Here is a 12,218-nt window from a genome sequence, read left to right as displayed (position 1 = left end):
CCGCCGATCGTGACAGCACGATCCTCGTCCACGACCCCCTGCTCATCCTCGACGACGACAATGCCGCGCGGCTTCTCGATGTTGTGCCCCTGGCCCGCGACCTGGTGTTGCTCGACCCCTCCACCACCGCTGTGGAGGCGGTGAACCCCGAGATTGCCCCGGCAGGCAGCGTTTCTGGTGTGCTGAGCGCGGACTGCGTCCGCGGCCTCGTTGTTCGGGCCGAGGAGGTTACGGGCGACGGGCGTGGGTACCGCTATCTCGGCAGTGACGACTCCGTAGTCTCGTGCCTCGACAGCGGCGACGACATCGTCTCAGTCGTGCAGTTCGATCACGGCGACACCACCGTGAGCGTTGTTGGAGCAACGGATGCATTCACCAACGGCACTATCGCCAGCGTGGGCAATGTGGCGTTGGTGTTTGGCCTGCTCGGCGAGAATCCCACTCTCGTCTGGTACATCCCGGGCTTCGCCGACATCGCCTCGGACGAAGACCCTGCGCTGAGCCCAGAGTGGACCACCCCGGTAGTCATCCTCCTGGCGCTCGTGGTGGTCGCGGCCGGAGTCTGGCGTGGGCGCCGGCTCGGCCCTCTCGTTGTGGAGAACCTCCCCGTGACGGTGCGCGCCTCCGAGACCATGGAGGGCAGGGCCAGGCTCTACAGCACGTCCTCCGCTCGGCTGAGGGCCCTCGATTCTCTGCGTATCGGAACGGTGCAGAGGCTCGCTGGCCAGTGCAAACTACCCCGGACCGCCGGTGTCTATGAGGTCGCGGACACGGTCGCGGCCATTACCGGATGGCGCCAGGCGGATGTGCGGGCCGTCTTGGTTGACGCGGTACCGGCACATGACCGCGACCTCATGGAGCTCTCCGATCGCCTGCTCGAGCTTGAGCGCGCCGTCGCGACAGCAACCACGCCAACCTGACCTGCCCCTGCCCCTGCCCGACTGACCTGACCGACCTGACACTGACCTGACCCAAGGGAGAATGACCGCATGACAGAGCATCTCAGCGACACCATCGCATCTCAGACCGCTGCGACCTCCGCTCTGCGCTCCGAGTTCGCGCGTGTGCGCAGCGAAGTGGGCAAGGCTGTGGTCGGCCAGGATGGCGCCGTAACGGGCCTCATCATTGCCCTGCTCGCCGGCGGGCACGTGCTGCTCGAAGGAGTCCCCGGGGTCGCCAAGACCCTGCTGGTTCGCACCCTCAGCCGCACGCTTGCCCTCGACACCCGCCGCATCCAGTTCACTCCCGACCTCATGCCGGGAGATGTGACGGGCTCGCTTGTCTACGATGCGAAGTCGGGCGAGTTCGATTTTCGCGAGGGGCCCGTGTTCACCAACATCCTCCTGGCCGACGAAATCAACCGCACCCCGCCCAAGACGCAGTCGGCCCTGCTTGAAGCGATGGAAGAGCGTCAGGTCAGCGTCGACGGGCTTTCTCGGCCGCTCCCCGCACCGTTTGTTGTCGCTGCGACCATGAACCCCATCGAGTACGAGGGCACCTACACGCTGCCCGAGGCCCAGCTCGACCGCTTCTTGCTCAAGCTGGTTCTCGAGGTTCCCCAGCGGGACGACGAGATCGAGGTCTTGACCCGGAGCGCTGCTGGCTTTAACGCTCGCAACCTCGACGCCGCAGGCGTTACCGCCGTTCTCAACGCTCAGAGTCTCGCTGCCGCGCAGCGTGAGGTCGCCGCGACGGGGGCGAGCGCCGACGTGATCGCCTACATCGTGGACCTTGCCCGCGCGACCAGGCAGAGCCCCTCCGTCAAGCTCGGGGTCAGCCCCCGCGGCACGACGGCCCTGCTCGGCGCGGCACAAGCGTGGGCATGGCTCAGCGGGTTCGACGCCATAACCCCCGACCATGTGCAGGCGATGGTGCTGCCCGTGTGGCGGCACAGGGTGCAGCTTCGCCCCGAGGCGGAGCTTGAGGGCGTGACCTCCGACTCGATCCTTCGCTCTGTGCTGCAGCAGGTGCAGGTGCCGATCTAGTGGCTGTCTCGGGTCTTTTCGTTGCACTCGTAGCGCTCGGCATCGTGCCCGTTGTCGTGCTCGCAGACCCGTGGGCACTCGTCATCTGGGTGGGCTTTGTCGCTCTTCTCGGCACGGCCGACCTGCTGCTCGCCGGATCGCCCCGCCGCATCGAGATCGCGAGAGAGCTACCCGACCGGGTGCGCCTGGGCGAACCCGTCACCGCAACTCTCATGCTGACCAATACCGGCAATCGGCGCGTGCGGGGCATCATTCGCGACGGGTGGCAGCCATCGGCCGCAGCAAGCCCGTCGCGCAATCGACTCGATCTCCCTGCTGGCGAACGCCGGGCCGTGAGCACAACACTCACACCGTTTCGCCGCGGCGAGCGCCGCACGGCGCACGTGAGTATTCGATCGTTCGGCCCTCTGCACCTGGTGGCACGACAGGCGACTCTGGATGCCCCCGGCAGCATCCGGGTGCTCCCACCGTTTAACTCCCGCAGGCATTTGCCCTCCCGCCTGGCCCGGTTGCGCGAACTCGATGGGCGCACCAGCGTGATGATCAGGGGCCAGGGCACCGAATTCGACTCGCTGCGCGAGTACGTGCGCGGTGACGATGTGCGCTCGATCGACTGGCGAGCTACGGCACGCCGCCAGGATGTTGTTGTGCGCACTTGGCGCCCGGAGCGCGACCGGCGCATCATCATCATCATCGACACCGCCCGCACCTCGGCCGCCCGCGTCGATAACGAGCCGCGCCTGGACACAGCGTTCGAAGCATCCCTCTTGCTTGCGGCCCTCGCATCGCGGGCAGGCGACAGGGTCGACACCATCCTGTTTGACCGCCGGGTGCGCGGCCGGGTGCTGGGGTCGGCCAGTGGCGACCTGCTCTCGCGAATGGTCACGGTGATGGCACCCGTCGAACCGGAGCTGATCGAGATGGACTGGACAGCGGTGCCCGCGATCGTCGACTCCGTCACGACCAGGCATTCGCTCGTCGTGCTGATGACGTCGATTGAGTCAGCGGGGCCATCAAGGGCCCTCCTGGCCATGCTGCCGCAGCTCACCCGACGGCATACGGTTGTCGTGAGTTCCGTCTCCGACCCCGATGTGATCGATGCCTCAGTGACCAGAACGACGACCGCCGAGGTCTATCGGGCGGCGGCGGCAGAGCGGGCACTCCTCGACAGTGCGCGGGTGTCCATGGCTATCCGCCAGCTCGGCGGCGATGTCGTCACGGCACGGCCATCCGACCTTCCCCCCGCCCTCGCCGATCGCTATATCGCGCTCAAGGCAGCAGGGCGACTCTAAAGCTCCACAATCGGGGCGGTGGCCCCCATAATAGGCACGTGACGCCCCCGCGAATCGCCGATGCTGTCAAGTCCGTGCGCGCACGGATCCTGGCGTCGATCCTGCTTGTCGCGACACTCGGCATGACTTTGGCTGGCGCGACCGCTTACCTGGTGCAACGCGAGCGAGTGCTGCACACGATCGACGAGAGGCTCACCCTCACGGTCGAGGGCCTCCAGTTCATCGCCGACGGCGGCGAATCCGGCGACGAGTTCCCCGCGACGGTGGACGAGCTTCTCACCCTGGCGATGCAGCGGGTTCTGCCCGATACGAACGAGAGCACCATGGGCATCATCAACGATGTTCCGGCCTACATCCCCTCCTCGAACGTAGCGTTCCGCATCGATCAGGACGACGAGTTCATCGAGCAGGTCGTGAGGGAAGCCGACGACGAGCAGATCGTAATCGGCACCACCGCGTCGGACTCGGGGATGCTGCGCTACGTTGCCATCCCCATCACCGTGGAAGGCGACGCCGCATCAGGCATCTACGTGAGCGCCTACAACCTTGAGTCGGAACTGGCCACAATGACCGATGCGTTTCGGTCATACGCACTCATCGCGTTGATCAGCCTCCTCGTCGTCGGCGCCGTGGGGTGGATCGTCGCCGGGCGCCTTTTGGCCCCCATCCGCACCCTCCGCGATACCGCCGACCGCATCACGGGCACTGACCTCTCGCAGCGCATCCCCGTCGTCGGCAACGACGACGTGACAGACCTCACGCACACCGTCAATGGCATGCTCGAGCGATTAGAACATGGGTTCCTCAGCCAACGACGCCTGCTTGACGATGTCGGCCATGAACTCAAGACCCCCATAACGATCGTGCGCGGGCACCTTGAGCTTCTCGACCCCGAGCATCCCGACGAGCTAACGCAAACGCGAGAGATCGCCATTGACGAGCTCGACCGCCTCAACACCCTCGTCAGCGACATCGCCCTGCTCGCCAAAAGTCACACCCCCGGCTTCGTCCACCTCAAATCGACGGCGATCGACGAACTCACCACGAGCGTCTTCGCCAAGGCCAGGATGCTTTCGGCCAACCACGAATGGACGCTCATCGAACGGGCCGAGGCTCATGCGGCTATCGATGGTCAGCGGGTTACGCAGGCCTGGCTCCAACTGGCCGAGAACGCCGCAAAGTATGCGCCACCCGGTTCATCCATTCAGATTGGCAGCGCCTCGGCCTCCGACGCCAACGGCCGGGCAGTGATCGACCTCTGGGTGAGCGACCATGGGCCGGGCATTCCGCAGGAACAGATTGAACGAATCTTCGATCGATTCACTCGTGCCGACGAGGGACGGGGCATCGAGGGCTCAGGGCTCGGCCTCTCCATCGTTGCCGCCATCTCTCAGGCGCACGGCGGCGAGGCCTTTGCCAAGAGCGGAGTCGTGGGCACCCGAGTCACCATCCGCCTCCCCCGGAGCACCCGAGCACCACGAGGAAGGACCAAATAATGACCCAAATCCTGGTGGCAGAAGACGAAGACCGCATTTCGTCATTCGTAGAAAAGGGGCTGCGGGCGGCAGGTTTCGGTGTGTCGATCGAACGCGATGGTCTCTCTGCCCTCGCGGCGGCCCGCACCGGCACCTTCGACCTTCTCATCCTCGACATCGGGCTGCCCCGACTCGACGGCTTCTCCGTGCTGCAGCAGCTTCGCGACGAGGGCAATGGCATCGCCGTGATTATCCTCACCGCTCGCGATTCCGCACAGGATGCCGTGGCCGGCTTCGAAGGCGGAGCCAACGACTACGTCTCAAAGCCGTTTAGGTTCGACGAGCTGCTCGCCCGCGTGCGGGTGCGCCTGCACGATTCCGTCGCCGAGGCGCCCCACACCGACACCATCTCGTTTCTCGACCTCGAACTCGACCTCAAGACGCGACGAGTGCGGTCGGCCGGCGCGGAGGTTGACCTGTCAGCGCGGGAATTTGCGCTTCTTGAGGAGTTTCTCTTGCATCCAGAGCAGGTCCTCAGCCGAGAGCAACTGCTCAGCCGGGTATGGGGGTTCAACTTCGATCCGGGGTCAAACGTCGTCGATGTCTATGTCCGCTATTTGCGGCGCAAGATCGGGCGGCATCGTGTGGAGACGGTACGGGGCATGGGATATCGGCTCACGAGTCATCACAACGGCTAACGCCGAACGGGCTGGCCGGAGGCACTGGCCTGAGACCCTCCGCCCGGAGACACACTGGCCTGAGACACAAAGGAGCCGGGCACCCCGAAGCACCCGGCTCCTTATGCGTGACGATCACCCCGCGACCATCACGTCATGATGGCGGGCCTACCCTCGGCCACCACCACGATGTTGGCCACCCCAGCCGCCTCGTTCTGAGCCGCGGTGTCCGCGGTCCGAGCCGTGCTGTGTGGACTGCTGCTGTGTGGACTTCTTCTGGGTGGACTTCTGCGGTGCTGGCTGCTGCTCTGTTGGCTGCTGCGGTGTGGTCTGTTTGTGCCAGCCGCGGTCAGAATTTTTCCAGCCTTTGGAGGAGTGCTGTGACTGCTCGCTCGGATGGGGAGCCGCCGGTTCCTGGGGAGCCGCCGGCGGTGTTGGAGGCGGCACGCTTGCCGACGGCTTGGTCCCCAGCACGGGCCCCTCGGATGTCACTTTGCCTGGTGTGCTGGCGACGCCGCCGTCGGGTGCGAGCCCCTTATCGGTGCCGTTCTTGTCGGCGCCGAATTTGTCGTTTCCGGTCTTATCGGTACTGATCTTGCCTAGGCCAGCCGCGGCGACGCGCATCCATTCTGGGCAGTTCACGCTGGGGCAGTTCACGCTAGAGAGCCGCACAGCGTAATCATGCATCGCCGCGATGACCTGGGCACGGTCGGGCCGTTGCACCGGCAGCGGAGCCGCGGCAACCGGAGCCGCAGGGGGAACCTCAACAGTGACCGGGGCCGTCTGTGTAGCCGAAGGCGTCTTCACCGCTTCGGTTTCTTCGGTTGCCTGACCCTCGGCCGACTGCGCATCTGGCTGCTCGGCCGGAGATTCCAGCGCCGAGGCGGGCGAATCTGTGGCAGCGCCATCAACCTCGGGCCCCGTGGTGTCATCGGCGATGCTGTCTCTCGGTGTGCCCGTCACGCCATCGACCGGCAGCACCGTCGTTCCCTCTTCTGCGGGAAGGGTCGAGGCGATGGTTGCAATTCCTCCCGCGAGCAGGCAGGCGCTGAGCGTCGCGCTAGCGACGACGGTGAGCGACTTGTTTGAGAGGGGCACAGAGATACAGTGGCGGCCGCGAATGAGAGCACGATTCCGTGCAGATGAGAGAGCTCTCATAAGCCGGTGGCGGCCGGGTTGCGCTCCGTTCCTTAGCCTGCGACGAGCTGTCGGGCTCCCCCTTCAAACTCATCGAGGTCACCCGTCTCCCCCGCCTGGAATGCTCTCTTACCCCAGCCCCACTGATACGCCAAAAACACCCCAAGGGCGAGCGTTCCGATGCCGATCTTTATCGGCCATGGCCAGTCAAGCCGGGTGATGAACCCCTCGATCACTCCCGAAAGCAGCAGGGCCAGGGTTACACCCACGGCGACGGTGATCAACGCTCGTCCTTCTTCGGCGAGCGCTGTTGCCCGCCGTCTGGCACCGGGTGCAACCCACGACCAGAAAATTGCCAGGCCCGCGGCCGCCGCAACGAAGATCGCATACAACTCGAGCTGACCGTGGGGCGAAATGTAGAGAAAGAACACGTCGAGTCGGCCGTTGTCGGCCATCATCGCCGCCGAGAGGCCGAGATTCTGCGCGTTGGCCAGGATGAGGTAGGGGACGTAGACGCCGACAATCCCGAACGCAATGCACTGGACTGCTATCCAGGCGTTGTTCGTCCACACCAAACCGGTGAATGACGATGGCGAATGCTCCGAGTAGTAGTTGACAAAATCCTCCTCGGCGAACTGCCGCCGGAACTCCTCTGTTCCGAAGCTGGCCATCACCGCCGGGTTCGCAAGCGCCCACCAGGCAAAGAGCGTGGCAATAACCGCTGTTGCGAGCGTGACCGCGAGGGTCAGCCACCGGATGCGATACAGCGCAGCCGGCAACTGCGCGCCAAAGAAAACGGGCAGGCGTGTGAGAACGTTGGCGCTGGCGCCCGTGAAGCGAAGTCGCGCCCTCGAGAGCCACACCGACAACCGGTCGGCCTGAACCGACGACCCCGTCGCGGTGCGGAGAGCGGAAAGATCGGTGGCCCCCGCCTGATAACGCTCGATGAGCTCATCTGCCTCTGCCCCGCTGAAGCGCCGTTGCGCGCCAAGTCGCGCGAGGTCGTTCCACTCATCGCGGTGAGCTGCGGCGTAGGCGTCGATATCCATCTGCTTAGATACTGGCATGCAGAGCGAGCAGCACGCAGCATCCGTTTCGGCCATTGCTGGTGCGCCCGTGCAGTCTCTGCAGTCTCTGCAAGACGACGAGCTCATCACCGGCGAGGCGGTCGCCCTCGACCTGCGCCCGGCCGACTTTGTGCTCAGGGCGGCCGGGGCCTTGATCGACTGGGGCTGCTACATCGTGCTGTTTATCGCTGCGATGCTGGTCGCCTCATCGCCGCTGCTGGCGAGTGTCGTTGACGAGGCGACCCTCACGTCTATCTCTGTCGTTCTGCTCGTTCTCTTCATCGTCGTCCTGCCCACCATTGTCGAGACGATCACCCAGGGTCGCTCGCTCGGCAAGCTCGCCATCGGCGCACGCATCGTGCGCGACGACGGTGGCTCGATCGGGTTTCGGCACGCCTTCATCCGCTCGCTGCTCGGCGTGGTCGAAATCTTCATGACCTTCGGCGGGATCGCCACGATCACCGCCCTGGTGCATCCACGATCGAAGCGTCTCGGGGATCTGATCGCTGGCACCTATAGCCAGCACGAGCGCGTAGCCAAGGCGGATCCTCCCGTTTACGGAGTGCCCCTGCCCCTCACCGAGTGGGCACGGATCGCCGATGTCGCACAGCTTCCACCGCGTCTTGCGCGCAGGGTTACCCAGTTCTTGCGCCAGGCCCCCGGGCATTCGCCCGATTCCCGCCACCGCATCGCTCAGGATCTAGCCCGCGAGGCGGCAGCGTTCGTCTCCCCCGTGCCCGACTGCGATCCGGAGCTTTTCTTGGCGGCGATTTCGGCCGTGCGGCGTGATCGCGAGTACCGCAAGCTCCGCGCGGAGCGAGACCGCCTCGCCAGCCTGGAGCCCGTGCTCACGGGGCTGCCGCATCAGTTTCCTGACCGCTAGCAGCCTCGCGAGGCACGGCTTGCGCTAGTAGCGGTAGTGATCGACCTTGTATGGCCCCTCGACAGGAACGCCGATGTAGGCGGCCTGCTCAGGGGTGAGAACCGTGAGCTTGACCCCGAGAGCATCGAGGTGCAGGCGCGCCACCTTCTCGTCGAGGAGCTTGGGGAGCACATAGACCTGGCGCTCGTAGTTCTCGCCGTGGGCATAGAGCTCGATCTGGGCGAGCACCTGGTTAGCGAACGAGTTGCTCATCACGAACGACGGGTGACCCGTGGCGTTGCCAAGGTTCATGAGACGACCCTCGCTGAGCACCAGGATGCTGCGGCCAGTCGGCAGGCGCCATTCGTGTACCTGCGGCTTGATCTCGATGCGCTCGGCGCCCTCGAGGGTCTCAAGGCCAGCCATATCGATCTCATTGTCGAAGTGGCCGACGTTGGCAACGATGGCCAGGTGCTTGAGGCCAAGAAGGTCATCAACCGTGATGACATCCTTGTTGCCCGTGCCAGAAATGAGGATGTCGACCTCGCCGACAACTGACGCGAGCGTCGTCACCTGGTAGCCGTCCATCGCGGCCTGAAGGGCGTTGATGGGGTCGATCTCGCTCACGATCACGCGGGCGCCCTGCCCCCGCAGTGCTTCGGCCGCGCCCTTGCCGACATCGCCGTAACCGCAGACGAAGGCGACCTTGCCGCCGATGAGGGTGTCCGTGGCGCGGTTGAGGCCGTCGGGCAGCGAGTGGCGGATGCCGTACTTGTTGTCGAACTTGGACTTGGTGACGGAGTCGTTCACGTTGATGGCCGCGAACTGGAGCTCGCCATCGCGGGCAAGCTCGTAGAGGCGGTGCACGCCCGTCGTGGTCTCCTCGGTGACGCCCATGATCTCGGCCGCGACCCTGGTCCAGCGGTCGGACGACGTGGCGAGAGATTCCCGAAGCGTTGCGAGAATAATGCGCCATTCGTGGCTGTCGCCCTCGGCGTCCTCTGGCACGGCGCCGGCAAGCTCGAACTCCCGGCCCTTGTGCACGAGCAGGGTGGCGTCGCCACCGTCATCGAGAATCATGTTGGGGCCGATCCAATCGGCACCGGCTGCCTCGGCCTCGGCGGACCAATCGAAGATCCGGTCGGCGCACTCCCAGTACTCCTCTAGCGACTCACCCTTCCAGGCGAACACGGGCACGCCCGCGGGAGCCTCCGGGGTTCCCGAGCCGACGACGATTGCGGCGGCCGCTTCGTCCTGCGTCGAGAAGATGTTGCAGCTCGCCCAGCGCACCTCGGCACCGAGGGCCGTGAGTGTCTCGATCAGCACGGCGGTCTGCACGGTCATATGCAGGCTTCCCGCGATGCGGGCACCGGTGAGGGGCTTCGATTCACCGAATTCAGCGCGCAACGACATGAGACCGGGCATCTCGTTCTCTGCGAGGCGGAGCTGGTGTCGACCCGCCTCAGCGAGGGAGAGATCGGCGACCTTGAATTCAAACGGCGAGGTAGGCATCCGTCAATTCTCGCAGACGGAAGCTGACCTCACGATCACCGACGAATGAGGGAGAGAACGCGATCGCGCACGGCCTTCATCTCCGGCTCGGTCTCGGCCTCGACGTTAAGGCGCAACAGCGGCTCGGTGTTCGAGGGGCGCACGTTGAACCACCAGAAACCGGCTTCTGTGCCGCCGCTCACGGTGAGGCCGTCCAGCTCATCGAACTCGGCCTCACTCGCGAAGGAGTCGACGATGCGCGCATAGGCCGCGGGGACATCCGTGACGGTCGAATTGATCTCGCCGCTCTGAAAGTAGGGGTTGAACCGGCGGGCGAACTCCGAGAGCGGCTCAGCCTGGCTGCCGAATTCCGCGAGCAGATGCATCGCCGCGAGCATTCCGTTGTCGGCACCCCAGAAGTCACGAAAGTAATAGTGGGCGGAGTGCTCTCCCCCAAAAATGGCCCCTGTGGCCGCCATCTCATCCTTGATCAAGGAATGGCCGACTCGCGTGCGAACGGGTGTGGCCCCTGCAGCCTCGATGGTTTCTTCGACGATACGGGAGGTGATGAGGTTATGGATCACGACAATGTCGGCGTCGGGATCGGCGGCGCGCACGCGCTTAATCTCCCTCAGCGCCACCACAGCGGCAACAGCTGACGGGGTGACGGGGTTGCCGCGCTCGTCAATGACGAAACACCGGTCGGCGTCACCATCGAAGGCAAGGCCGAGATCTGCCCCCTGCTCAACGACGGCCTTCTGCAAATCGACAAGGTTGGCCGGCTCAAGCGGATTTGCCTCGTGGTTCGGAAAGGTGCCATCGAGTTCGAAGAAGAGCGGAACGATGTCGAGCGGCAGGCCGGGGAGGCCAGCGGCCTCGCCGAGCACGGCGGGAACCGTGAGCCCGCCCATGCCATTGCCGGCGTCGACCACGACACGCAACGGGCGAATCGTCGAGAGGTCGGCAAGCGAGCGAAGGTACGCGGCGTAGTCGGCCAGCACATCGAGTTCGCGGAGCGTGCCCTGCTGCGGGAGCGAGTCAATGCCGTCCCTGAGATAGACAGTGGCGCGGTCGCGGATGCTCTTGAGCCCTGTGTCGAAGCTGATTCCCTGGGCACCGGCCCGGCTGAACTTGATGCCGTTATAGGTGGCAGGGTTGTGGCTCGCGGTGAACATCGCCGCAGGAGCATCCAGGCTGCCCGAGGCGAAGTAGCTCTCGTCCGTCGAACACAGGCCGATGAGAACCACGTTCGCGCCCCGCGCCATCGCACCCTGCGAGAACGCCGCGGCAAAGCCCGGCGACGAATCTCGCATGTCATGACCAACGACAATGTCGCGGCCCACAGCCTCAACCTCGTCGGCGAAGGCGGCACCGAGCGCCTCGACAACGGCATCCGTCAGCTGGCTGCCGACGAGCCCTCTGACGTCATACGCCTTGATAAACGGACTCAGGTCAATCGGTGAAGCGTCGGAGCTCATGCACCCAAAGCTACATGACGGATGACCTGCCAGCCCTGCGGTGCAGAAAGTCGCGCTGCGTGCTTCTCGCACAGGTCGTAACTGTGCGGCTCGGCCTTCTGGCTGAGCGGACCGAGCACCGCCATCGAGTCGCGGTAGTCGTAGGTAAGCGTCGCTATAGCTGTGCTCACGCACGCCACTTTGCTGCAGGGCCGTCCATCCATTTGGCACCAGCCTAGACTGGGCGTATGGCTCGAACCCGCAGCACACGCGCATCCTCGCGCGGCGGCTGGCGAGACCGACACGGCCGCGGCATCCGCTCCGCCGTCACCGGCCCGTTTCTTCCCCCGCTGCGCACGCGGATCGACCTGTTCGACCTGACCGTCTCCGCCGCCGCCAGCTACCTTCGCGACCTCTGGCCCGAAGAACTAGCCACTGTGCGGTTCGAAGTTGCCGCGGTTCCCGCCTCCGTCAGCAGCACCGGCGAAGTCGAACGGTGGTCGGTGTATGCGTCGGAGCGCCGCATCGTGTTGTACCGGCTGCCGATCGAGCGGCTAGCGCGCCTGCACCGCGACGACGAGTTGCACCGCCGCATGGTCATCGAGAGCTGTGTTTTTCGGGCCGTCGCCGAGCTGATCGGCAAAGACCCCTGGGAGCTTGCGCCCGACCGGTTTCGCCACTTCTAGCAGCGCCTACTGCCGAACGAGCAGCAGCATCCGGCCTGCTACGGGTAAACCGTGATGGGGGACGACCCTGCCGCGCGGGGGTTCACCGT

The 12,218-nt window shown here is 65.1% G+C and carries 12 protein-coding genes; 7 read left to right on the top strand and 5 right to left on the bottom strand.

Annotated elements, in window-relative coordinates:
* From AC062T_RS04215 to AC062T_RS04195, 5 genes are all read left to right on the top strand, one after another.
* Positions 1-920: DUF4350 domain-containing protein (locus AC062T_RS04215; RefSeq protein ID WP_476027691.1), on the top strand; the 920-nt coding region annotated here is incomplete at its 5' end.
* A gap of 69 nt (positions 921-989) precedes the next feature.
* Positions 990-1,985 (top strand): AAA family ATPase, encoded by a 996-nt coding sequence (locus tag AC062T_RS04210; protein ID WP_476027689.1) that lies wholly within the window; start codon positions 990-992, stop codon positions 1,983-1,985.
* A complete protein-coding gene (locus AC062T_RS04205) occupies positions 1,985-3,277 on the top strand; it encodes a DUF58 domain-containing protein (protein ID WP_476027687.1) in 1,293 nt (430 codons plus the stop codon). The genes AC062T_RS04210 and AC062T_RS04205 overlap by 1 nt, the downstream gene beginning before the upstream one ends.
* A gap of 38 nt (positions 3,278-3,315) precedes the next feature.
* Positions 3,316-4,773 (top strand): sensor histidine kinase, encoded by a 1,458-nt coding sequence (locus AC062T_RS04200; protein WP_476027685.1) that lies wholly within the window; start codon positions 3,316-3,318, stop codon positions 4,771-4,773.
* Positions 4,773-5,450: a response regulator transcription factor gene (locus AC062T_RS04195; protein WP_476027683.1), complete on the top strand. Its 678-nt coding sequence runs from the start codon at positions 4,773-4,775 to the stop codon at positions 5,448-5,450. Before AC062T_RS04200 ends, AC062T_RS04195 begins: the two co-directional genes overlap by 1 nt.
* A 147-nt stretch (positions 5,451-5,597) precedes the next feature.
* Here the strand turns inward: AC062T_RS04195 and AC062T_RS04190 are convergent, their stop codons facing one another.
* The gene (locus AC062T_RS04190; protein WP_476027681.1) at positions 5,598-6,527 is read right to left on the bottom strand and encodes a hypothetical protein; all 930 of its coding nucleotides are present in this window, start codon (positions 6,525-6,527) and stop codon (positions 5,598-5,600) included.
* A 92-nt stretch (positions 6,528-6,619) separates the two neighbouring features.
* On the bottom strand, positions 6,620-7,615 hold the full coding sequence (locus AC062T_RS04185) for a stage II sporulation protein M (protein ID WP_476027679.1): 996 nt from the start codon (positions 7,613-7,615) through the stop codon (positions 6,620-6,622).
* A gap of 16 nt (positions 7,616-7,631) precedes the next feature.
* Here AC062T_RS04185 and AC062T_RS04180 point away from each other — a divergent pair, with 16 nt between their 5' ends.
* On the top strand, positions 7,632-8,516 hold the full coding sequence (locus AC062T_RS04180; protein ID WP_476027677.1) for an RDD family protein: 885 nt from the start codon (positions 7,632-7,634) through the stop codon (positions 8,514-8,516).
* A 24-nt stretch (positions 8,517-8,540) separates the two neighbouring features.
* Here AC062T_RS04180 and ahcY read toward each other — a convergent pair whose 3' ends face one another.
* Genes ahcY through AC062T_RS04165 form a run of 3 tightly spaced genes read right to left on the bottom strand, consistent with a single transcriptional unit; the run spans position 8,541 to position 11,667 of the window.
* Positions 8,541-10,007, bottom strand: a complete 1,467-nt coding sequence (ahcY, locus tag AC062T_RS04175; RefSeq protein ID WP_108515437.1) for an adenosylhomocysteinase — start codon at positions 10,005-10,007, stop codon at positions 8,541-8,543.
* Between the two features lie 35 nt (positions 10,008-10,042).
* Positions 10,043-11,464 carry a phosphomannomutase/phosphoglucomutase gene (locus tag AC062T_RS04170; RefSeq protein WP_476027675.1) on the bottom strand — a complete coding sequence of 474 codons (1,422 nt, stop codon included), beginning with the start codon at positions 11,462-11,464 and terminating at the stop codon, positions 10,043-10,045.
* Positions 11,461-11,667: a DUF3499 family protein gene (locus tag AC062T_RS04165; protein WP_108515433.1), complete on the bottom strand. Its 207-nt coding sequence runs from the start codon at positions 11,665-11,667 to the stop codon at positions 11,461-11,463. Before AC062T_RS04165 ends, AC062T_RS04170 begins: the two co-directional genes overlap by 4 nt.
* 24 nt (positions 11,668-11,691) lie before the next feature.
* Between AC062T_RS04165 and AC062T_RS04160 the strand changes: the two genes are divergently transcribed.
* The gene (locus AC062T_RS04160) at positions 11,692-12,129 is read left to right on the top strand and encodes a metallopeptidase family protein (RefSeq protein ID WP_476027672.1); all 438 of its coding nucleotides are present in this window, start codon (positions 11,692-11,694) and stop codon (positions 12,127-12,129) included.
* Positions 12,130-12,218 lie beyond the last annotated feature (89 nt).

The organism is Homoserinimonas sp. (assembly GCF_056262345.1).
Note: the sequence above shows the minus strand (reverse complement) of the source record. Positions and strands in the feature narration are given on the sequence as shown.

Coding starts and splice junctions, on each gene's coding strand:
- AC062T_RS04210 (WP_476027689.1), top strand. CDS start 990: ATGACAGAGCATCTCAGCGACACCATCGCATCTCAGACCGCTGCGACC.
- AC062T_RS04195 (WP_476027683.1), top strand. CDS start 4,773: ATGACCCAAATCCTGGTGGCAGAAGACGAAGACCGCATTTCGTCATTC.
- AC062T_RS04185 (WP_476027679.1), bottom strand. CDS start 7,615: ATGGATATCGACGCCTACGCCGCAGCTCACCGCGATGAGTGGAACGAC.
- AC062T_RS04180 (WP_476027677.1), top strand. CDS start 7,632: ATGCAGAGCGAGCAGCACGCAGCATCCGTTTCGGCCATTGCTGGTGCG.
- ahcY (WP_108515437.1), bottom strand. CDS start 10,007: ATGCCTACCTCGCCGTTTGAATTCAAGGTCGCCGATCTCTCCCTCGCT.
- AC062T_RS04170 (WP_476027675.1), bottom strand. CDS start 11,464: ATGAGCTCCGACGCTTCACCGATTGACCTGAGTCCGTTTATCAAGGCG.
- AC062T_RS04165 (WP_108515433.1), bottom strand. CDS start 11,667: ATGGATGGACGGCCCTGCAGCAAAGTGGCGTGCGTGAGCACAGCTATA.
- AC062T_RS04160 (WP_476027672.1), top strand. CDS start 11,692: ATGGCTCGAACCCGCAGCACACGCGCATCCTCGCGCGGCGGCTGGCGA.